The sequence below is a fragment of the Polyangium jinanense genome (genome assembly GCF_028435365.1).
The window spans coordinates 123,871-146,411 of the sequence record NZ_JAGTJJ010000029.1; the positions used below are offsets into that span (position 1 = coordinate 123,871).

A 22,541-nucleotide genomic window follows, 5' to 3' on the forward strand; every position below is an offset into this window, starting at 1 on the left:
GCGATGCGGGCGCGGCTCATCGTTTGATCTGGTTCGGCGAGAGAGTGAAGCGGCCGCGGTTCTTCGCGCCCGCATCGCCGGTGGCTTTCTCGTCATCCCCGGCCGTCGCAGCGTACGCGCGAGAGAACTGCGGGCCAAAAATAATCAGGAAGGTCTCTTTCTGTTCTCCAGCGTAGTCGCCGTGTACGACCTCGTAGAGCTTCCAGAGAGCTTCGAATTTGTTCGAGAATAGGCCGCCCCTCTTGCCGCGACGCTCGAGCTCCTCCTCGATCGTCTTCGGCGACAGCTTCGTGAGCAGCGTGCGCACGCCTTCCATCACGCCGTTGATGAGCGCGACCTGGTGGCTCATCACGTCGACGAAGATGTCCTGGAGCTGCCGCGGCGCGTCCGGTCCGCCTTGCGGTCCGAGCAGCGCGTTGCCGAGCTCCTTCTCGTCCTTCGCGGAGGCCACGCGATCGTTCTCGTCCGGCGTCACCTCGCGCGCGAGCATCTCGGCCTCGAACTCCTGGTAGCCGTTCCGCAGGCTCACGAAGCACTTGAGGAAGACTTCCATCGCGTCGCGCAGCTTGCGGCCGAACGTCAGCACGCTCTCGACGTCCTCGATCGGCTTCGAGCCAGGCGCGAGCGTGCGCGAGAGCTCGATCATCGCGGCGTGCGCGGCCTGCGCCGGGCTCGGCTCGCCGAGCATGCGCGGATCGACGCCGTAGTACTGCGAGAGCTTCTGGAAATCCTGCTCGGCCGTGAGGGTCGGCTGCTCCATCGCGACGCGCTTCAAGTAGTTCTGCCGCACCTCGGGCGTAAGGCGCGGCAGGTGGTCGTAGATCACGCGGTACACGCCGCCCCAGGCCGCGCGGTAGGCCTCCACGTACGGCTGGAGCTGCCGCACGTAGGCGTCCTCGGCGCCGGGCGTGATCGGCTTCTGCTGCTGCCTCCACGACGCGGCGGCGTTGCCGGATTGCTCCTGGGCGAAGTCGAGGACCGTCCCGTCTTTCGGGGCCTCGCGTTTCTTCGGCGCCGCATCGATGAGCTGCATCCGCATCACGATCGGGCCGATGGTCAGCTCCGGCGTGCTCGTGACGTCGGTCGGCGTGTCACGCGTGAGGCGCCGGCCTGCGAACACGGTTCCGTTCGTCGAGCCGAGATCCTTGACGATGATCTGCCGGTCGCGGACGTCGATGGCCAGGTGGAACTGCGAGACGTACGGCCGATCGATGTGCAGGTCGTTGAGCTGGTTTCTGCCGATGCGGATGGGGAAGCGCTCGAATGTGACGTCGAAGCTTTGATTGGCCTGGGTATCGATGACCCGGGCCACGAGCGCCAGCGGCATGGGTGCGAGACTAGCAGACAGTGTGCCGGGACCAGAAGTAGCGGGCGACGATCCCGCGAACCTCCTCCGATCCCGCCAGGTTCGCCGCGGCGCGGCGCGTCGTCCGATCGGCAGGCCTTCGGGTGGGCCGGCCCGGTTTTTTGACACCTTTACCTACATCATGCGACCCTGACCGACATGAGCCTCCTGCACAGGATTCCGCCCCTCGTTTCGGCCCTTGCGTTTGGGTACGGCGTGGGGATGAGCGCGCCGGACGCGGCGCTCGCGCCTGTCCAGGCCGCCGTGGTGGCGGTCGCGCCTGCGCCGGGGGCGGCCCGTCCCGAGGCCGCGCCGGTGCCGCTCATCGTGGATCCTTCGCGGACGCCCGTGCGGGGGGATGCGCCGCGGGGCGGGGTCACGGCGGCGCGGATGGGCGGGCCGGAGTCGCAGCAGCTCGGCAGGCTGCGCGAGGTCGAGATGCGGGAGGCGGCGCGCGGGGAGCAGTCCTCGCTCGATCGGCCGATGTACTCGCGTTCGCCGCGGCTCAACTCCGACGCGACGGGGGAGGGGGCCGAGGTCGACGATCTCGACGTGGCGGGCGCAGAGGCGCTCTCGCGGCTGCAGCTTCCGGATCTGAAGGTGTCGATCACGCGGCGCACGTTGAAGTACGTCCGCTTCTTCACGCGGACCGATCGGGGCCGCGGGATGTTCGAGACCTGGCTGAAGCGCAGCGGCCGGTTCCAGGACCTCATCCAGGGGGAGCTCCGCGAGTGGCGTTTGCCCGAGGATCTGATCTGGGTCGCGATGATCGAGAGCGGGTTCGACGCGCGGGCGAAGTCGCCGGCGGGGGCGATGGGGCTCTGGCAGTTCATGCCGGCGACGGGTGCGGTGTACGGGCTCGAGCAGAACAAGCACGTCGACCAGCGGAAAAACCCGAAGCTCGCGTCGCGCGCGGCCGCGCACCACCTCCGGGATCTCTACATGCGCTTCGGCAACTGGGATCTCGCGCTCGCGGCCTACAACATGGGCTACGAGCAGCTCCTCGATCGGATCGATCGCTACGGCACGGCCGACTTCAACGAGCTCGCGCGGCAGGAGGCGCTGCCGACGGAGACGTCGTCGTACGTCCCGAAGATCGCGGCGGCGGCGCTCGTCGCGAACAACCTGGAGCGTTTCGGGTTCGATCAGGTCGAGCTCGCGCGTCCCGTGGACGCGGCCGAGATCGCGGCGCCGCCCGGTTTGTCGCTCAAGACCCTCGCCAAGGCGGCCGGCGTGCCGCTGAAGACGGTGCGGCAGCTCAATCCGGATCTGCTCGGCGATAGGCTGCCGCCGGGACGAGGCGACTTCCTCGTGAACGTGCCGGCGGAGTCGCTGTCGCGCGCGCATACGATGCTCCCGGTCCTCCTCCAGACCGAGCCGATCGTGACCGAGGACGCGGCCGTGCTCGATCCGGTCGATCTCATCGGCGGTCGCGATTTCGTGCGGCGTCGCGCGGCGACGCGGGACAACGACAGCCTGCTTTCGCTCCTGCCTTCGTACAAGAAGCGGCGCGCGCTCCGGGATCCGGTCGAGGAGCTCGCGGCGCAGGCCGGCGTGGGCCCCGAGGCGGACGACGACGAGGGCGACGAGGAGCCGTTCCGGCCGCGCAAGAAGCGCACGGGTCGCAAGACGCTCCTTTACAAGGTTGGTCCGGGCGACACGCTCATCGGAATCGCGCGTCAATTCGCGATGGATGTGGACGACGTGGCGCGGGAAAACCGGCTCGGCGAGGAGGACAAACTCCGCGCAGGATCCATTTTGAGGCTCCACGTCAAGCCCGGCGTGCTCGGTGCGCTCGATCTCGGCGCGGCCGAGGGGGGTGAGGCGGGCGCCAAGGCCGAAGAGACGCAGCGTCGCATCATCGATCCGGGGACGAGCGCGAACGCGAGCACGAGCAAAGATAAGGACAAGGGTCCTTCCGACGCAGCGCGCGGTACCGAGAAGACGGAAGCGCAAAAGGGTCGCAGCGAAGGAAGGAAAGGATCGCGGGGCCGATCCCGCGGGTGACGTCGGGCCCCGGGTCCTTGTAGGATGCCCGGGCCATGATGCTCGTCGAAGCCAAATCCATCATCAAGCGGCTCACCAAAGTCTGCACCGCTGCGCTCGAGGCGGCGGTCGTCCAATGCGTCAATGCCCGGCATTACGAGGTGACCGTCGAGCACTTGCTGCTCGCGCTCCTCGACGACGCGAACTCCGACATCGCGTTCATCGTGATGCACTACGACCTGGATCCCGCGCGCCTGCGACAGGCCCTGCAGAGGAGCCTCTCGGATTTGCGCACGGGCAACGCCGGCAAGCCCGTCTTCTCCCCGACGATGCTCGAGTGGATGCAGGACGCGTTCGTCGTCGGGTCGATGGAGTACGGCTACACGAAGACGCGCAGCGGCGCGCTTTTCGCGCGGCTCGTCAACCAGCCGACGAAGTACACGATGAGCGGCATCGGCGCGCTGCTCGAGGGCATCTCCCGCGAGGACGTCAAGAACAACCTCCCCAAGATCATTTCGGGGTCGAAGGAGGACGTGGAGACGGCCCCGGTGGCGGCGGGCGGGGCGGGCGGCGCGACGGGCCCGGGCGGGCTGCCGCAGGGCGCGGCGAGCGCGTCGGCGGATTCGGCACTGGCGAAGTACTGCGTGGATTACACGGGCCGCGCGCGCGCCGGCCAGATCGACCCGATCTTCGGTCGTGAGGGCGAGATCCGGCAGATGATCGACATCCTCGGTCGCCGCCGGAAGAACAACCCCATCATCGTCGGCGACAGCGGCGTCGGCAAGACGGCCCTCGTCGAGGGTATGGCGCTCATGATCGTGAACAACCAGGTTCCGCCGATCATGCAGGGCGTGGAGATCCTGGGCCTCGATCTCGGCCTCCTCCAGGCCGGCGCGGGCGTGAAGGGCGAGTTCGAGAACCGGATGAAGCAGGTCATCTCGGAGATCAAGGGCTCGCCGAAGCCGATCATCCTGTTCATCGACGAGGCGCACACGATCATCGGCGCCGGCAACCAGCAGGGCGCGGGCGACGCGGCGAACCTGCTCAAGCCCGCCCTCGCGCGTGGCGAGCTGCGCACGATCGCGGCCACAACGTGGGCCGAATACAAGAAGTACTTCGAGAAGGACGCGGCGCTCGCGCGGCGCTTCCAGCCCGTGAAGGTCGACGAGCCGAGCGAGGCCGTCGCGATCACCATGATCCGCGGTCTCCGCCCGAAGTTCGAGGAGGCCCACAACGTCATCGTCTCGGACGAGGCGGTCGTCGCGGCCGTCAAGCTCTCGGCCCGCTACATCTCGGGTCGCCTCCTGCCGGACAAGGCGGTCGATCTGCTCGACACCTGTTCGGCGCGCGTGAAGATCGCGCTCCAGCAGAAGCCCGCGCAGGTCGAGGACATCGAGGTCCGCATCGACACGCTCACGCGTGAGCTCGAGGCGCTCAAGCGCGACCGCGACGCGGGCCTCACGATCGAGCAGGAGCGCGTCGAGTATCTCGAGGACCGGATCGCGAAGTCGAAGGTCGAGCTCGAGAACACGCGCGTCGCCTACGACAACGAGTCCGCGGGTGCGAAGAAGGTCCTCGAGGCGCGCAAGCGCATGGACGAGGCGAAGACGACGGAGGAGAAAGACGCGATCCGCCGCGAGGTCGTCGCCGCGATCAGCGATCTCCACAAGAGCCAGGGCGAGGTGCCGTTACTCCGGCCCGACGTCGACGAGGCGATGGTCGCGGCCGTCGTCAGCGCCTGGACGGGCATCCCCGTCGGCAAGATGGTCTCGGATAGCGTCAAGGCGCTCGTCGAGATGGAGTCGCGCCTGAACACGCGCATCAAGGGCCAGGGTTACGCCCTCGAGACGGTGGCGAAGGAGCTCCGGGCGGCACGCGCGGGCCTCAAGCCGCAGAACACGCCGATGGGCGTCTTCCTCTTCGTCGGCCCGTCCGGCGTCGGCAAGACGGAGACGGCGCTCGCGCTCGCGGACATGCTCTTCGGCGGCGAGCGCATGATGGTCACGATCAACATGTCCGAGTTCCAGGAGAAGCACACGACCTCCCGGCTCATCGGCTCGCCGCCCGGCTACGTCGGCTACGGCGAGGGCGGCATGCTGACCGAAGGCGTGCGCCAGCGGCCGTACACGGTCGTCCTTCTCGACGAGTGCGAGAAGGCGGATCCGGACGTGATGAACCTGTTCTACCAGGTGTTCGACAAGGGCATGCTCACCGACGGCACGGGCTTGCTCGTCGACTTCAAGAACACGGTCATCATCATGACCTCGAATCTCGCGACCGATAAGATCACGAACCACGTGGTCTCGGCGTGGGAGGAGAACCGCGAGCCGGTCATCCGCGAGATCTACGAGGAGATCAAGCCGACGCTCTCCGCGCACTTCAAGCCGGCGCTGCTCGCGCGTATGACCGTGGTCCCGTACATCCCGATCTCGCCCGCCGCGCTCGGCGAGATCACGCGGCTCAAGCTGAACGGCCTCGTCGATCGGCTGAAGAAGAGCCAGAAGATCGACGCGACGTACTCGGATCGCATGGTCGATCTCATCGCGAGCCGGTGCACCGAGGTCGACACGGGCGCCCGCAACATCGACCACATCCTGCGCGCGTCGCTCCTGCCGATGCTGTCGCAGGAGATCCTCACGAAGATGGCCGAGGGCGTGATGCCGAAGAAGCTCTTCATCGACATCGACGATCAGAAGAACTTCACGGCGACGTTCCCGGAGTGACCGCGTAACACCCGTTCGGGGTCAAGGCCCCTCTCGCCGTTGGCGAGGGGGGCCTTTTGGTTTCTGGGCCGACGCTTTCGGCAAAAAGCTAGGCCACTCGCCACACCTTCCGATAAAAAGGAGGGCCATGGCGGCCTCAGCGTCCACCACCTCCTGGAAACGCAAGCGCGCGGCCCTGGCCCTTGCCTCTCTCTCTTTTCTCGGGCTCGGGCTCGGCGCGCTCTCCTCGTTTGCGATCGGCTGCGGCTCCGGGGCCCCGCCGCCCGCCGCGGCGAAGCCGTGCGACGTCCAGATCGTCACGCTCCGCATCTACGCTGCGGACAACATCAACCCGAACGAGAACCAGAATCCGCGCCCCGTCGTCATCCGGCTGTATCAGCTCAAGGACGAAATGCGGATGCAGAACGCGACGTACGACGAGGTCCTCCTCTCCGACAAGGAGGTCCTCGCCGACGACATCGTCAAGGTGGACGAAGTCAGCGTTTTCCCGAACGATCTCGTGGAGGTGAAGTTCGAGCGCGCGAAGGAGGCGAGCACGCTCGGAGGCGTCGCGCTCTTCCACAGCCCGAAGGGGCAGAGCTGGAAGACGTTCTACGCATTTCCTTTGATGCCAGGCGAGGCCCAGTGCGGCGGGCGCGAGAGCGACGCCGGTGCGCAGGCCGACCCCAAGACTGCCTTTTTCGTCGAGTCCACGAAGATCGACAACGGCAGCGAATTCGACGAATCGATGTTCCCGAACGCGACATCGGTCCGCAGGGTCAACCTCCCCAAGGCGTCGGGCGGCAACGCTCCGCCGAAGGCCGCTGCCCCGGCCCCCTAGGGCCGCGCGGCGAGTTCTGATAAGACTGACCGGGCGATATGATCCACCCGCGCAAGCCCGTCTGGACCGAGGGGCTCTTCATGACCCCTCAGCATCTTCAGCAAGGGGACCAGTACCACGAGTCGCTGCTCCAAGCGCGCACCAACGCGCTCTTGAGTTATCCGTGGGGCGTGACGGGCGTGCAGTTCGACGAGCGCGCCCTCGCCGCGGGACAACTCAAGCTCGTCAAGTGTCACGGCTTCTTCCCCGATGGCACGCCGTTCTTCGTCGGTGATCGCGGCGAGGACGTGGTCGAGGCGCGGCCGCTCGAGGGCGTGTTCCCGGCGGCGCTCGAGGCGCTCGACGTCTTCGTGGCGATCCCGAACGTGCGCGAAACGCACCCGAACGTCGCGCTCGATCCGGCGAAGGCGAACCCGGCGATCCGGTTCGTCGCGGCAACCACCACGGTCCCGGACCTGACGACGGGCCGCAACGACACCTCGGTCGTTTGGGCTCGTTACAACCTCCGCATCCTCTTCGGCACCGAGCCGCGCGACGCGTACCAGACCGTGCGGATCGGGCAGCTCGTGCGGGATCGGACCGGCGCGATCGTCCTCAAGAAGAGCTTCATCCCGCCGATCCCGCACATCGGCAGCTCCGACCACATCATGTCGGGGATGCGGCGCATTCTCTCGGCGATGGTGGGCAAGCAGAAGTCCCTCGCCGAGGGGCGCAGGCTGCGCACGGCGGCGTCGGTCGACTTCCAGTTCTCCGACACGGCGAAGTTCTGGATGCTCCACACGCTGAACGCGTTCATCCCCGCCGTCTCGCACATGGTCGATCATGGCAACGCGCACCCCGAGGATTGCTACGTCCTCATCGCGTCGCTGATCGGCGAGCTCTGCACCTTCGCGGCGGATGGCGATCCGACCTCGATCCCGAAGTTCAACTACCTCGATCTCGAGGGCGTGTTCGAGCCGCTCTTCGATCGTGCGCTCACGCTCGTCGCCAGCGTGCTCGCGGAGAACTACACCGTCGTTCCGCTGGAGAAGCGCGAGGACGGCATGTACCTCGGCAAGTTCGAGGATCCGAAGCTCCCGCGCACGCACGAGCTCTTCCTCGAGGCGAAGGGCGCCGACGAGGCGACGTTGCGCGAGCGTTTGCCGCGGCTCCTCAAGATGGGGTCGTGGACGCAGATCGGTTACATCCTGAACGCCGCCATGCCTGGCGTTCGTGTCGCGGTCGAGTACCGGCCCCCGGGCGCGATCCCGGTCAAGCCGGGCGTCATCTACCTCCGCGTCGACCAGGCTGGCGATTACTGGAACGATATCCTCGGCTCTGGCACGATCGCGATCTACCAGCCGATCGACCCGCAGAAGGTCGATCTGCGGCTGATCGCGGTCCAGGGCGGCAAGTGAATGAAGCGCGCGGCTTTTGAGATCATGGGGAGCGCATGAGCCTGTCGCAGTCGATGTATTGGGTCTGCTCGGATGTCCTGTCGCTGATCTTGCAGCTCAGGAACTCTCGAGATCTGCCTGCGCCGGACATCCTTCAGCGCCGCGTCCTGCAACTCTTCGACACGATGATGCAGAACGGCCGCGAGGCTCGGATCCCCGAGCAGGACATGATCGACGCGAAGTTCGCGCTCGCCGCCTTCGCCGACGAGGTCATCTACCACTCGAGCTGGCCGGGCAAGACGCAGTGGCTCAGTAACCCCCTGCAGCTTCAGTTCTTCCAGCTCAACACGGCCGGCGACCAGTTCTTCGTGAACCTGGACAACCTGCACGGCCAGCGCAACCGCGCGCACGTCGCACAAATCTACTTCCTCTGTTTGGCCCTTGGCTTTCAGGGGAAATATCGTTTGCGACACCAGGAGGGGCTCCAGGCGGTGGTGGAGGGGCTCGGCAACTACGTCGCGCTGGCGGAGGGCGGGGGAGATCAGCTCGCGCCGAACGCGGAGCGCAAGGACGGCGGCGGTGGCGCTGTTCGTCGCGAGCTGCCGTATCTCTTCATCGCGATCGGGTTCCTCATCCTGGCGCTGATCGTGATCTTCATCCTTTGGCTCATCATCGGCTCGAACGCCGACTCGACTGCCGAAGCCATCAAGAAGCTTTTGGGCGGCGGCAAGTAAGAGTCCCGGGAAGTTGATCCGGACCGACGGAGACGTTCCATGTGGCTGTGGATCCTGAGCGCCTTGTTCCTCGCCCTGGTCTGGGGCGTGTGGTTCATCCTGAGACCCACAGGTCCTGGGCCGAGCGCCGAGGTGTTCCCGACGTGGATCCCGATCGCCATCACGGCCGTCGTGATCCTCGGGCTTTTGGGTCTCGTCGTGTATCGACGGATCCGCGCGGCGCGTGCAGCGCGCGCGCTGGAGAAAGCGATCGCGCAGCAGGCCCAGGAGCAAGCGCTCAACGCGAAACCTGAGCGGCGCGCCGAGATCCAGGAGCTGCATCGCCAGCTCCAGGAGGGCATCAACGCGCTCAAGTCCTCGAAGCTCGGGGGCGGCACGAACGCGCTGTATTCGCTGCCCTGGTACGTGATGGTCGGCCCGCCCGGCGCGGGTAAGACGACCGCGCTGCGCCACTCGGGCCTCGTGTTCCCGTACCTCGATCCGCAGGGCGGCGGCGTCCGCGGCGTCGGCGGCACGCGCAACTGCGACTGGTGGTTCACGAACGAGGCGATCCTCCTCGACACCGCCGGCCGTTACACGACCGAGGCCGACGACCACGACGAGTGGATGGCCTTCCTCGAGCAGCTCCTCAAGTATCGCCCCTCCAAGCCCGTGAACGGCGTCGTCTGCGCCGTGAGCATCTCGGAGCTCGTCGACGCGACGGAGGAGCAGGTCGAGTCGATCGCGAAAAAGGTCCGCGCGCGCATCGACGAGATGCAGTCGACGCTGAAGATGGTCCTGCCCGTCTACGTGATGTTCACGAAGGTGGACCTCGTCTCCGGGTTCGTCGAGTTCTTCGGTGATCTCAAGAAGAGCGAGCGTGGCCAGGGCTTCGGCGCGACCGTCAAGCTCGACGCGAACAAGAGCGAGCCCGGCAAGATCTTCGACGCTGAGTTCGACACGCTCGTCGAGCGCATGCACGACCGCGCGCTCCGCCGCATGGTCACCGAGCGGAGTCGCGGGACGAAGGAGAAGGTCTTCCAGTTCCCGCTCGAGTTCGCGGCGATCAAGCAAAACCTCTCGCACTTCCTGAACGTCGCGTTCCAGCCCTCGAAGACGGCGGGTCTGGCGACGCCGATCATGCGCGGCTTCTACATGACGAGCGGCGTGCAAGAGGGCAAACCCCTCGATCGCGTCCTCGGCACGATGATGAGCGCGTTCGGCCTGCGCCCCGCGATCTCGGACGAGGCGTCGACGGCGGGCGCCACGGAGGCGAAGAGCTACTTCCTCCGCGACGTCTTCATGAACGTCATCTTCCCGGACCAGGACATCGCGGCGCGGACCGCGGCCGAGGTCCGGAGGCAGCGGATTCAGCGGTTCGCGGCGGCGTTCGCGGCGGCGGCGCTCGCGGTCGTCCTGCTCATCCCGTCGGTGATGTCGTTCGCGAACAACCGCGCGCTCGTCGCCGAGACCTCGCGGATCTCGGGCGAGGCGGCGGGCGTGAAGTGGACCGACGGCAGCTCGCCGCTCGACAAGGTCGACAAGCTCGACAACCTCCGCGCACACGCCCAGCTCCTCGATCAGTACCGCGAGGAGGGCGCGCCCGTGAGCTACCGCTGGGGTATGTATCAGGGCGATAAACTCTTCGAGCCGACGAAGGACCAGTACATCGCGTCCTTGCGCGAGGGCTTCGTCAAGCCTGTGCGTGCGCGCCTCGAAGAGCGCCTGAACGCGGCGACCGGCGGCAAGTACCTCGAGGAGTACAACGACCTCAAGACGTATTTGCTGCTCGCCGACGAGCACAAGATCCACCTGCTCCCCGAGTCCGAGACGGCGTGGGAGACGGGCAAGCTCCTGCAGCTCTGGACCGACATCCTCCGCCCGACGACGGACATCCCCGAGGCGGACCTCAAGGCGAAGCTCGCGCCGCACGTGAAGTATTACGTCGACCTCCTCCGCCGCAACGCGATCCGGGGTGAGGAGCTCGACAAGCGCACCGTGGAGCGCACGCGCGACATCCTCGCCCGCGTCGGCCCCACGCAGCGGTACTACGATCGGTTCGTCACCGTGCTCGAGTACGAGAAGTACGACGAGAACGGCCCGAACACGCGCGAGAACCTGAAGTATCCGCCGATCTCGCTCGACGAGCTCTTCTCGGATCGGCCCGAGGTGCTGAGCAAGGTCCGGAGCGCCCAGAAGGAGCGCACGAGCAAGTGGTTCGTCGTGCGTGGTCCGTACACGTCGAAGGGCCACGCGCAGGTCGTGGCGAGCCTCGAAGAGGGCATCAAGGTCCTCGATCGCGAGCGCTGGGTCGTGCCGCTGACGCAGGAGGAAGAGCGCCAGGGCGACAAGATCGCGCAGGCCCTCGCCCGCGTGCGCCAGGACTACGACGCGCAGTACATCCGCGAGTGGCTCGAGTTCTTCCGGGACATCTCTGTCGAGATCCCGCCGAACAACAAAGAGGCGATCGAGGAGTTCCGCGTCCTCTCCACGCCGGACTGGCCTTACCAGCGCCTGCTCCGCGCGCTCGAGGACAACACGCAGTTCGACCTGGTGGAGAACCAGGCCGAGCAGCAGGTCCTCGCGGACGGTGGCGTGCTCGATCAGGTCAAGGAGCGCGTGAAGCGCCGCATCGACTCGTCGTTCAGCACGCGCACCGGCACGAGCGGCCGCCTCTCGCAGCTCGTGAACCTCGGCGGCGGCGGCGGCGCGCCGGGCACGTACGATCCCATCCCGGACAAGTTCCGCTCGATGGTGCGCTTCGGCGTGCCCGAGCAGCCCCAGAAGACCGCGGAGGGCCAGCCCCCGCCGCCTCCGACGCCGGCCGAGCTCTCGAAGTACATCGGTCACCTCGAGCAGCTCGCGGCCGAGATGGGCGGCATCGAGGACGCTCCGCCCGGCGCCAGCACGCAGGCCGCGCGCGAAAAATTCGGCGAGGCCGTGCGCGAGACCGAGAAGCTCCTGCTCAAGATGGACGAGACGGGCCAGGAGCTCATGACGCCGCTGCTCATGAACCCGCTCCGCCAGGCCTACAAAGCCGTCATGCGCAGCGCCGGCGGGTCCGCGAGCGGGCTCTGGGAGGTCGTCGTCTGGCCGCCTTTCCGCGAGAACATCAAGGATCGGTATCCCTTTGATCTCGCGGCGTCGCGTGACGCTTCGTTCGAGGACGTGGTCGCCTTCTTGAAGCCGAAGGAGGGCATTCTCTGGGGCTTCTACGAGCAGCACCTCGACGACTTCCACATGCGCGTGGGCCACGACTTCATTCCGAAGGGCGGCCTCGAAGGTCGTCCGAAGCCGGCGAAGCCGTTCACGCCCTTCAACGCGATGCTTTATCCCTGCCTGCACAGGGCGCACGAGATCACCGAGGCCCTGTGGCCGAGCGGCGGCGGTGAAAAACCGCAGGTGACGTTCCACGTCAACTTGAAGACGGTGAGCCCGATCGTCAGCGAGGTGCTCTTCGAGATCGACGGCCAGAAGCGCCAGTATCGCAACGAGAAGGAGTTCTGGCACACGTTCAACTGGCCGGGCGAGAAGCAGACCGGCGCGCGCCTGCGTGTGCGTGGCGCGGGCGGGCTCGACGAGGAGCTCGTGCGTGAGGGCCCCTGGGGCATCTTCCGCCTGTTCGAGGCGGGCACGACGACGGCCGAGAAGGACAAGGACAGCGTCTTCACGGTGACGTGGCAGATGACGGCGCCTCCCGTGACGGTGACGATGGAAGTGCGCCCCACCCGCGCCAATCATCCTTTCGTCAACAGCTTCTTCCGCGCGACCAACTGCCCGCCCAGCATTGGCGACAGCTTCGGCGGCAAGAAGGGCTCTTGAGATGGTGTTCCACAGGCGCCGCGTAGCAGCCTGTGGAATGCCCTCCCAGGGTTCGCCCACGGCAGCACGCCCCCTTGTAAAAAGAGGGGGTTCGTGTATTTGTGGGCCGGGCCGGTGATGTTCTGGCGAAAGAAGAAGGGTCCCGCGAGCCCCCCGCAGATTGGCTGCTTCGGCAAGCTCCCTGCGACGGGTGATTTCATCCGCTTCAATGCCGGCGGAGACGAGCTCGCGGCGTTCGATCGCTGGCTCGGCGGGGGCCTCGATTTCGCGCGTCGCGCGCTCGGCCCCTCGTTCGACGGGGCGTACCAGCCTTCCGTCGGGCTCTTCATCTTCCACGGCGAAGGCAAAGACAACGAGCCTCCCACGCGCGGCATGGTCGGCGCCTGGGCCGCGAGCGGTGACAACGCGGGTCGTACGTACCCGATGGTTGTTTTTGCTTCGTACGATTACGGCCAGCTCGTGTCGGCTGGCGCGTCGCTCCCGATCGCGCTCTGGTCGCTGCTCGCCTCGTCGTACGAGATCGCCACGAGCGGACGAACCCTCCCGGTCGATGCGTTCGTCGATCGCGTTTCGCGCATCGTTCCTCCTTCGCTCGAAGACGCGGATGCCGCGGGCGCCGGATATCGCTCGTGGCTCACGACGCAGTCGATGAAGGCGCTCTGGGAGACGGGTTTCGGCACGGATGCGGGCCGCTTCTGGGTCTTGCAAAACGTGTTTGCGTCCGTCGAGCCGTTCATGGGTCAGGACAACCCGAAGACGGGGCTCTGCATTCGCTTGCCGCTCGGCGCGGGCGACGCTTACGCGGCGGCCGTGTGGATGGACATGACGCTGCGTCTGGCGCGCTGGAAGAACACGCTGCTCAATGCCTTCTGGGTCCCGCAGCAGACGATGCTCCTGCACCTCGGTCCGCCGCACGTGGCCTCGTTCCGGGAGCTCATCGCGCCGACGGGATATGCGGATCACATCGTGGAGCTTTGCCGTCCTCCGACGGTCGACGAGCCCACCTCGCGCCGCGCCCTCGGCGTGCAGCTCGACGCCCTCGTGGCGCGCTCGGAGCTCACGATCTCGGGCTTCCTCGACGGCCTCTCGCAATAAGCGACCCAACCGGAACGGGCGCCTTTCGTTCGAGGCGCGCACACGTGGTGCGAACCTGCGCGACCCGTGGGTATGATGCCGGCCATGGCGGCGAGTGACGCGGTAGAGGCTGCAAAGAACCGAGTGTCGGCGATCATCGAGCCGATCTCGGGGGGTGTTGGGCAGGACGTCTCGTACGACGAGCTCTTCGACGCGATCAAGGCCGAGGTCGACAAGGCGCAGTCCCTCGAGGGCGGCAAGATCGACTGGTCGAAGATCGCGACGAACGCCGAGGAGCTGCTCACCGAGAAGTCGAAGGACTTTCGCCTCGCGGTGTATTACGCGGCGGCGAAAGCAAACACGGACGGGATCCAGGGCGCGGTCGATGGGCTCGTGGTCATCAACGAGCTGAACACCGCGTTCTGGGACAAGATGTATCCGCCGATCAAGCGCCCGCGGACGCGCGGCAACTTGATGAGCTGGTACGGCGATCAGGTCGCGGCCGCGATCGGGACCTTCAACCCGACCGCGAAAGACGCGGACATCGTCGGCGCGCTCGATCAACAGAGCCGCCTGCTCGACGGGGAGCTCCGGGACAAACTCGGCGACGCGTATCCGGGCATGGGCTCTTTGCGCGAGTCGTCGCGGCGCATGCTCGCGAGTGTTCCGAAGGAAGCACCGCCGCCGCCCCCGCCGCCGCCGCCCCCACCGCCGCCGCCCCCGCCTCCGCCGCCGCCGCCTCCGCCTGTGGCCGCCCCGCGTGCCGCGCCGCCGCCTCCTCCTCCGCCTGCGTATTCCGCGCCGGTCGTGGAGACGCCGGCCGTCGAAGTCTCGGTTCCCGATGGCACGGCCATCACGGACGCGGACTCGGCGAACGTGGTGCTCGATCAGGTGAGCACGTTGCTCATGCGCGCGGGCGAGGCGCTACGAGCGGCCGATCCGTCGAACGCGTTCGCGTATCGCATCAGCCGCACCGGCCTCTGGCTCTTCATGCAGCAGGATCCGCCGGCCGAGGGTGGACAAACCTACCTGCCTTCGCCGCCGGATCACGTGCGCGGCGCGTTCGACGGCATGGCCGAGGCGAGCAACTGGGATGGGATCCTCGCGTCGGTCGACGAGGTTGTCTCGGAACATCGCCTCTGGCTCGATCCGCACCGGCACGTCTCGAACGCGCTCGAGCAGCTCGGGTATACGGACGCGAAGGTCACGCATTTGCGTGAGGTCGCGCTCCTCTTGCAGCGCGCGCCGACGCTCCCGGATCTCACGTTCAACGACGGCGTCCCGCTCGCCGACGATCTCACGAAGGCCTGGCTCGACGCCGAGGTTCGTCCGGTCCTCGGATCGGGCGGAGGCGGGGGCGGCGGCGGCGCGGCGGCGGGCGGCGCGCCGGGAGGCAAGGGCTTCCGCGCGCTCGACAAGGCGATCGGCGAGGCGCGAAACCTCATCGAGAATGGGGATCCGCTTGGGGCGATCCAGGCCGTGGCGAAGGTCGCGGGGACGGCGGTGACGCCGGTCGACAAGTTCCGCGGCAAGCTCGCGATCGCGCAGGTTTGCCTGCAGCTCGGGCAGCTCGCGATCGCGCGCGCGCAGCTCGATGGTCTCGAGCGCATGGCCAAGCAGCACAAACTCGACGAGTGGGATCCCGAGCTCTGCGCGGAGCTCTACGGGGCGCTTTACACGGCGCTTCGCGGGTTGAACCAGGGATACGAGGTGAGTGAGGAAGCGCGTAAGAGGGAGAACGACGCGTTCGAGCGCCTCTGCGAGCTGGATGCCGCGGCGGCCTTCCGCATCTCGGCCACCTGAGCGCCCGCGTAGTGAAGAAGAGCGAACTCGTTCGGAAAGATAAGGATGGACGAAGTCGGGGTAGTTTGCGGTATTCTTCGAGCGCCTGTCGAGGTGGGCCCCGACCTGACGGCAATCACGTTTTCAACGTAGGGCGGCTCGGAAAGGCCGCTCGGAGCATGTAGCTCCCAAGCGTAGGGGAAAGGAGCCTTCCGCGATGAAAGAAAGTTCAGTCGCGCCGAAAGAACGCGTGAACATCACGTACAAGCCAGCGACGGGGAACGCGAAGGAAGAGGTCGAGCTCCCGCTGAAGCTCCTCATGCTTGGCGACTACACCATGCGCCCCGATCCGACGCCGCTCGAAGATCGGAAGCCCATCAACGTCGACAAGGACAACTTCCAGAAGGTGATGGCGGAGCAGAAGCTGTCGCTCAACCTGGCGGTCAAGGATCGGCTGTCGGAGAACGAGGACAACGAGCTCAACGTCAACCTCAAGTTCCGCCGTTTGTCCGATATGGAGCCTGCGGCGATCGCCAACCAGGTGCCCGAGCTGAAGAAGCTGCTCGAGCTCCGCGCCGCGCTCACCGCGCTGAAGGGCCCGCTCGGGAACGAGAAGGCGTTCCGCAACAAGATTCAGACGATCTTGAACGATCCGGCCCAGCGCAACCGGCTCATCAACGAGCTCGGTCTCAAGCAGGGGGAGGAGTAACCGATGGCTTCCGAGCATCAGGCGCAAGGCGGCGCGGGCGTACAGACGCTCGAAGGTGGCAGCCTTCTCGACGACATCCTCTCGGAGACGAAGATGGCTCCGGGCGACGAGGGCTACGAGGTCGCCAAGCGTGGCGTCCAGGCCTTCATCGCGGAGCTCATCGCGCCGAAGCGCGAGGGCGAGAAGGTCGACAAGGCCCTCGTCGACGCGCTGATCGCCGAGATCGACGCCAAGCTGTCGCGCCAGATCGACGAGATCCTCCACCACCCGACGTTCCAGAAGCTGGAGTCGGCGTGGCGTGGTCTCAAGTTCGTCGTGGACCGCACGGACTTCCGCGAGAACGTCAAGGTCGAGCTTTTGAACTGCTCGAAGGAAGACCTGCTCGCCGATTTCGAGGACGCCCCCGAGGTGCCCAAGAGCGGTCTTTACAAGCTCGTGTACTCGGCGGAGTTCGGCCAGTTCGGCGGCCGTCCCTACGGCGCGATCATCGCGAACTACGAGTTCGGCCCCGGCCCGCAGGACATCATGCTCCTGCAGAAGTGCGCCTCCGTCGCGACGATGTCGCACGCGCCCTTCATCGCGGCCGCCGGCGCGCAGTTCTTCGGCCTGAAGGACTACCTGAACCTGCCGAACCTGAAGGACCTCAAGGCACTCTTCGAAGGCCCGCAGTACACGAAGTACAACGCCTTCCGCGAGACCGAGGACTCCCGCTACGTCGGCCTCGTGATGCCGCGCTTCCTCCTCCGCCTCCCCTACGGCGCGAACACCGTGCCCGTGAAGGAGTTCAACTACGAGGAGAACGTGATCGGCCAGCACGAGTCGTACTGCTGGGGCAACGCCGTCTTCGCGTTCGCGACGCGTCTGGCGGACAGCTTCGCCAAGTACCGCTGGTGCCCGAACATCATCGGCCCGCAGGCGGGCGGCTCGGTCGAGAACCTGCCGCTTCACCAGTACGAGGCGATGGGCGAGATCCAGACGAAGATCCCGACCGAGATCATGCTCACGGAGCGCCGCGAGTACGAGCTCTCGGAGGAAGGCTTCATCGGCCTCACCTACCGCAAGGACTCGGACAACGCGTGCTTCTTCTCGGCGAACAGCGTGCAGAAGCCGAAGTACTTCGGCCAGAGCGAGGAGGGCCGCGCCGCCGAGCTCAACTATCGCCTCGGCACGCAGCTGCCGTACATGTTCATCATGTGCCGCATTGCGCACTACCTGAAGGTGCTGCAGCGCGAGCAGATCGGTACGTGGAAGGAGCGCGCCGATCTCGAGAAGGAGCTCAACGACTGGATCTCGCAGTACGTCGCCGATCAGGACGTCGTCTCGGCGAGCATCCGCGGCCGTCGCCCCCTCCGCAAGGCACGTATCATCGTGACCGAGGTCGAGGGCAACGCCGGCTGGTACAAGGTCGACATGCAGGTGCGCCCGCACTTCAAGTACATGGGCGCATTCTTCACGCTGAGCCTCGTCGGCAAGCTCGACAAGGAATGAGCCGTTTCGGCTGATCCCGACAAACGCGGAAGGCCGGCTCGAAAGAGCCGGCCTTCGTGTTTTTGGGGTCGCCGCGCTGGGGCGTTGCCCCAGGCCCCACCCGGGGCTATCCGCCCCGGGACCCGGACCAGCGCAAGCGCTGGACTCGTGGTCGATGAACTGCGCGATGCGCAGTTCATCGAACGGGCCGAGTCAAGACCGCGAGCGCCCCTGCCAACCAGCGCTGACATCTCAATCGGCAACGGGCCTGTTGGAAGAACTGCGCATCGCGCAGTTCTTCCACGAACGGTCCAGGGCTTGCCCTGGTTCGGGTCGAGGGGCGAACAGCCCCCGCGGGGCCCGGGGCAGCGCCCCGGCGCGGCGGCGAGGGCTTGAATCAGCCGACGAGGAATTCGAGGGAAAACTCTTCCAGGGCGACGCCGAGGAAACGGCGCGGGCGAATCGTGACGGCGACGGCTGTGCCGTCCGAGGTTGCGTGCGCGTTCACGGCGACCTCCATGCTGCCGGGCTTGGCGTCCTCGAAGAGCGCCCAGAGCGAGCGATCCACGACTGATTTCGCCTCGGAGGGCGCGACGTTCCCGGGCAAACGGCCGGCGAGCACGCGCAGGAACTGGACGATTCGGGCCACGAAGAGCTGGTCGACCAAGGAGACCCTTTCGAGCCGCGCCTCGGGCTCCGTGGAGGCACTGTCGTACGTGCGCTTGGGCGGCGGGACGTAGGACGTCGGCGCTGCGAGCACGTAAATCGAGTCGCTGTTCGGGGCCGAAGCGAGGAGGAGCACGCCGGCCTTGGAGAGCTCGCGCTGCGAGTCTGTCGAGACGAACGCCTGCGTGGGGATCGCCACGACCTCGGCGTCGTCGACCTGCCCACGCACCTCGTGGATCGGCAGGTTTCCGATTGTCCCGCCGCTGCGGGCGCCCACGATGCGGCATGGCCAGCGCGTCTCGCGGAAGCTCGTCGTGATGAGAGCGCCCACGCCGTAGGCCGGCGCGATCCAGACCATTGCGCCCTCGTCCGCCGGCTCCTCCTTGACCACCATCTCCCGCACGCGCGAGGTCGACTTGTCGTACGCGGCGCGCGCCAGGATGCCGTTCATCGCGATCGTCACCCAGCGCATCGCCGGCTTCTGCGCCGTGGACTGCCAGCGCACCTGATCCGGCGTGGAAAAGAGCGCGATCTTGTTGTCGAGCCGCTCGAGATCGGCGAGCCGATCCAGGCCGAGGAGCGCGTGCGAGGCGTTCACCACGACGGGCACGGTCTGCGCCTCGGCGACGCGTGCGATTTCTTCGAGCTGGGAGAGCGTCGCGGAGGTGCCGGTGATCGTGACGTCCACGATCGCGCAGGAGACCGGAGGCTCGCCGCCGGCGGTTTGGCGGGCCGCGCGTTCGAGCGCCATGGCCGCGAGCTCGGGCCGCGCGCAGACGACGTCGATCTTGAGACCCTGGGTCCCCTTCGAGCGATCGACGAAGAGCTGCAGGCCGCGCCACGCCTCTTCCAGGCGGCGCACCTCGGGGTGCTGGAGGATCGCGCCGAGCTGCGCGCCAATGGCCTTCTCGACGCGCTGGATGGCCTCCTGCGGGCTGAAGCGGGCCGAGCTCGACTTGCCGGCGTTTGCGACGGCCGAGATGAGCGCGCCGAAGCGGGCGTCGGAGGCAGGGGCCTGGGCCCGCGCCGGCACGACGGGCGCGGGCGCGGATGCGGCGCGGCTCGGATCGGTCTCGACCATGTCGAGGATCGAGGCGACCGAAGCGTCGGTGGAGGTGTCGCGCGGCGGCCCGACGATCCCGGTGTTCCGCGGCGCGCTGCCCGCCTCCGAGACGAGGCGGAGGACGTCACGCACGAAGGGCGAGGCGTTCCAGATCCGATCGAGCTCCACGCGGGCCTGGTCGCGATCGATCGAGCCGTCGCGGAGTTTTTCCAGCGTGAGCTTGCCGTCGAGGAGCGAGCGGAGAAGCGGCACCTCCGTGAGCAGGCCATCGGGCCGGAAGCTCTTGAGGCTCGTCGGCGTGAGATCGACACGCGCGCGGTTGCCCTCGGCGAGCACGCTCGGCACCTCGATCGCGACACGCGGGCGCAGGCGCGTGAAGAGGTCGTCGAACGCGAGCGGATCGACCCGCACCGCGAGCTCGGGCGCGCTGGCGCCGGCGTTGTGCTCGTCACGCGGCAAGAGATCCGCGACGACGAGCACGCGGAGCGGCAGAAGCGGCCCCTCGGTCTGCTCCAGCTGCTCGGGGGCCTCGTCGCCCACGTTGAAGTTCATCCCACCCTTCATGAAACCCTTCGTTTCGGCGGCCATGGCCGAGGAGTGTAGGGGGGGAGCGCGCGCGGGAGAAGCGGCAAACGCGGCAGCCGAAATCACGGCTTCGCGGCTTTCTTTGACGTGAGCTGGGCCCTGCTAAGCTCCGCGCCCATGCGTGGCCCTGCGAACGCCGAAGAGGCGTCTGCGACGACTCCGCGGCGCGGCTCGATTCGACTCGGCCTGCTCGGGTGCGGCACCGTCGGCGGCGGTGTGCTCGAGCTCTGCGCGGCGAATGCGCGATGGCTGGAAGGTCGGGTCGGCGCGCCGCTCGAAGTGCGCCGCGTGCTCGTCCGTGATCCCCGGAAAGAGCGCGTCGCAGCCTGTGATCCGAGCTGGATCACGACGCGACCCGAGGACGTCGTCGACGACCCCGAGATCGACATCGTCGTCGAGGTGATGGGCGGCGAGGAGGCCGCGCTCGAGCTCGTGGAGCGCGCGATCGCGGCGGGCAAGGGCGTCGTCACGGCGAACAAGCTGCTCCTGGCCAAGCACGGGCCGCGGCTCGTCGACCTCGCGATCGCGCGCGGGACCGATCTCGCGTTCGAGGGCGCCGTGGGCGGCGGCATCCCCATCATCCGCACGCTGCGCGAGGCGTTCGCGAGCGACTGGGTCGAGAGGCTCGCGGGGATCGTGAACGGCACGTGCAACTACGTGCTCGGGCGCATGCGCGAGGGCGGGCTCGGGCTCGACGAGGCCGTGCGCGAGGCCCAGGCGAAGGGGTATGCAGAGGCCGATCCCTCGCTCGACACGGGCGGCCACGACGCCGCGCACAAGCTCTGCGTGCTGGCGATGCTGGCGTTTGGCGCAAGGGTCCCGGCGAGTGCGCTCCACGTGGAGGGGATCGAGGGCATCGAGGAGCGGGATCATCGTTATGCCGAGCGCTTCGGCTACGTGATCAAGCACCTCGCGATCGGCCGTGATTTCGGCGACGCGATCGAGCTCCGCGTGCACCCGACGCTCATCCCGAAGACGAGCGTGCTCGCGAACGTGTCGGGCGTCCTGAACGCGATCCTGCTCGAAGGTCGCGCGCTCGGGCCCTGCATGCTCTACGGTCGCGGCGCCGGCGATCTGCCGACGGCCGTGAGCGTGGTGAGCGACATCCTCGACGTGGGGCGCTCGATCGTGGCCGGCGCGTCGGGGCTGCTCACGCGGGGCATTGCGATGGAGCCGCGACCGCTCAAGCCGCAGGAGGACGTCGAGACCCGGTATTACCTGCGCCTCTCGGCGCCGGAGCGGCCGGGGCTCATGGCGCGGATCGCGGGCGGACTCGGGGAGCTCGGCGTGAGCCTGGAGCAGATGGTGCAACCGGAACGACCCACGGCGCCGGGGGATCCCGTGGACATCGTGGTGATCACCCACGTGGCGCGGGAAGGGAATGTGACCGCGGCGCTCGAACGTATGCGCACTGAAGGGCTGTTCGCGGCGCCGCCGCGCCTTTACCGCATCGAGGTTTCGTGACGAGCTTCCACCTGGATCCCGACGCCCCGCTCGGCGTCTTCGACTCCGGTCTCGGCGGTTTGACCGTCGTGCGCGCGCTCCGCGAGCGTTGCCCCGCGGAGAATATCGTGTACCTCGGCGACACCGCGCGCGTGCCGTACGGGACGCGATCCGCCGAGACCGTCGTGCGTTACGCGATCGGCTGCGCGCGTGTCCTCGTGAATCGCGGCGTGAAGGCGATCGTGGTTGCTTGCAACACCGTCAGCGCCGTCGCACTCGACATGCTGCGCGTGGAGCTCGACCGGCCCGTGCTCGGCGTGATCGTGCCCGGCGCGCGGGCGGCGGTCGCAGCGGCAGAGGGCGGGGCGGTGGGCGTGCTCGGCACGACGGGGACGATCACCTCAGGCGCGTATCCACGCGCGGTTGCCTCGCTCTCCACGCGGACCGAGGTATTCGGTCAACCCGCGCCGCTGCTCGTTTCGCTCGCGGAGGAGGGGTGGCTCGAAGGGGAGGTGCCGCGGCTCGTGTCGCAGCGATACCTCGAGCCGCTCGTGCGCGCGGGGGTGCGCTGCGTGGTGCTCGGATGCACGCATTTTCCCCTGCTCCAGCGAGTCATCGAGGCCGAGGCGGCCTCGCTCGCGGGCGCGCCAATCCCGATCGTCGACAGCGCGTCGGCGACGGCGGACGACGTCGCAGCGTTCCTCACGGAGCGCGGGCAACGAACGACGCGGTCGGGGCGGGGCAAACTCGAGCTCTTCGTGACGGATCTTCCGAAGAGCTTTTCCACGGTCGCCGAGCGGTTCCTCGGCGAACCACTCGGCGACGTGCACCAGATCGATCTCTGACAGGGATGCGCGCGGAGCGGGGCGTTGCCCCGCACCCCAGCAGGGGGCTGTCCGCCCCCTGCACCCCGGACCAGGCACGGCCTGGACCGAAGGCGGATAAACCGCGCGATGCGCGGTTTATC

At 67.4% G+C, this 22,541-nt stretch carries 14 protein-coding genes; 12 read left to right on the top strand and 2 right to left on the bottom strand.

Annotated features, from left to right (window positions below; all coding sequences use genetic code 11):
* Window positions 1–16 precede the first annotated feature (16 nt).
* Complete coding sequence (locus KEG57_RS34120) at window positions 17–1,327, bottom strand: type VI secretion system-associated FHA domain protein (RefSeq protein WP_272421632.1); 1,311 nt, start codon at window positions 1,325–1,327, stop codon at window positions 17–19.
* Between the two features lie 177 nt (window positions 1,328–1,504).
* Here KEG57_RS34120 and KEG57_RS34125 point away from each other — a divergent pair, with 177 nt between their 5' ends.
* The 10 genes from KEG57_RS34125 to tssC all read left to right on the top strand — a co-directional run bounded on the left by KEG57_RS34125 (window position 1,505) and on the right by tssC (window position 17,838).
* Window positions 1,505–3,352, top strand: a complete 1,848-nt coding sequence (locus KEG57_RS34125; RefSeq protein WP_272421633.1) for a lytic transglycosylase domain-containing protein — start codon at window positions 1,505–1,507, stop codon at window positions 3,350–3,352.
* Between the two features lie 38 nt (window positions 3,353–3,390).
* On the top strand, window positions 3,391–6,054 hold the full coding sequence (gene tssH, locus KEG57_RS34130; protein ID WP_272421789.1) for a type VI secretion system ATPase TssH: 2,664 nt from the start codon (window positions 3,391–3,393) through the stop codon (window positions 6,052–6,054).
* A 127-nt stretch (window positions 6,055–6,181) separates the two neighbouring features.
* Window positions 6,182–6,874 (top strand): type VI secretion system lipoprotein TssJ, encoded by a 693-nt coding sequence (gene tssJ, locus KEG57_RS34135; protein ID WP_272421634.1) that lies wholly within the window; start codon window positions 6,182–6,184, stop codon window positions 6,872–6,874.
* Window positions 6,875–6,912: 38 nt separating this feature from the next.
* The gene (gene tssK, locus KEG57_RS34140) at window positions 6,913–8,271 is read left to right on the top strand and encodes a type VI secretion system baseplate subunit TssK (protein WP_272421635.1); all 1,359 of its coding nucleotides are present in this window, start codon (window positions 6,913–6,915) and stop codon (window positions 8,269–8,271) included.
* A 35-nt stretch (window positions 8,272–8,306) separates the two neighbouring features.
* Window positions 8,307–8,984: a DotU family type IV/VI secretion system protein gene (locus KEG57_RS34145; protein ID WP_153818124.1), complete on the top strand. Its 678-nt coding sequence runs from the start codon at window positions 8,307–8,309 to the stop codon at window positions 8,982–8,984.
* 39 nt (window positions 8,985–9,023) lie between these two features.
* Window positions 9,024–12,785 carry a type VI secretion system membrane subunit TssM gene (gene tssM, locus KEG57_RS34150; protein ID WP_272421637.1) on the top strand — a complete coding sequence of 1,254 codons (3,762 nt, stop codon included), beginning with the start codon at window positions 9,024–9,026 and terminating at the stop codon, window positions 12,783–12,785.
* 93 nt (window positions 12,786–12,878) lie between these two features.
* A complete protein-coding gene (gene tagF / locus KEG57_RS34155; RefSeq protein ID WP_272421638.1) occupies window positions 12,879–13,880 on the top strand; it encodes a type VI secretion system-associated protein TagF in 1,002 nt (333 codons plus the stop codon).
* A gap of 84 nt (window positions 13,881–13,964) precedes the next feature.
* Window positions 13,965–15,662: a type VI secretion system protein TssA gene (gene tssA, locus KEG57_RS34160; protein WP_272421639.1), complete on the top strand. Its 1,698-nt coding sequence runs from the start codon at window positions 13,965–13,967 to the stop codon at window positions 15,660–15,662.
* A gap of 196 nt (window positions 15,663–15,858) precedes the next feature.
* Entirely contained in the window at window positions 15,859–16,350 is a 492-nt protein-coding gene (tssB, locus tag KEG57_RS34165; protein ID WP_272421640.1) for a type VI secretion system contractile sheath small subunit, read from the top strand.
* A gap of 3 nt (window positions 16,351–16,353) precedes the next feature.
* Window positions 16,354–17,838, top strand: a complete 1,485-nt coding sequence (gene tssC / locus KEG57_RS34170; RefSeq protein WP_272421641.1) for a type VI secretion system contractile sheath large subunit — start codon at window positions 16,354–16,356, stop codon at window positions 17,836–17,838.
* 376 nt (window positions 17,839–18,214) lie between these two features.
* Here the strand turns inward: tssC and KEG57_RS34175 are convergent, their stop codons facing one another.
* Window positions 18,215–20,134, bottom strand: coding sequence for a type VI secretion system contractile sheath domain-containing protein (locus KEG57_RS34175; RefSeq protein WP_272421642.1), 1,920 nt, complete (start codon window positions 20,132–20,134; stop codon window positions 18,215–18,217).
* Between the two features lie 114 nt (window positions 20,135–20,248).
* On the opposite strand from KEG57_RS34175, the gene KEG57_RS34180 reads away from it, so the two are divergent.
* Both KEG57_RS34180 and murI read left to right on the top strand, forming a co-directional pair.
* The gene (locus tag KEG57_RS34180; RefSeq protein WP_272421643.1) at window positions 20,249–21,595 is read left to right on the top strand and encodes a homoserine dehydrogenase; all 1,347 of its coding nucleotides are present in this window, start codon (window positions 20,249–20,251) and stop codon (window positions 21,593–21,595) included.
* Window positions 21,592–22,419, top strand: a complete 828-nt coding sequence (murI, locus tag KEG57_RS34185) for a glutamate racemase (protein ID WP_272421644.1) — start codon at window positions 21,592–21,594, stop codon at window positions 22,417–22,419. The genes KEG57_RS34180 and murI overlap by 4 nt, the downstream gene beginning before the upstream one ends.
* Window positions 22,420–22,541 lie beyond the last annotated feature (122 nt).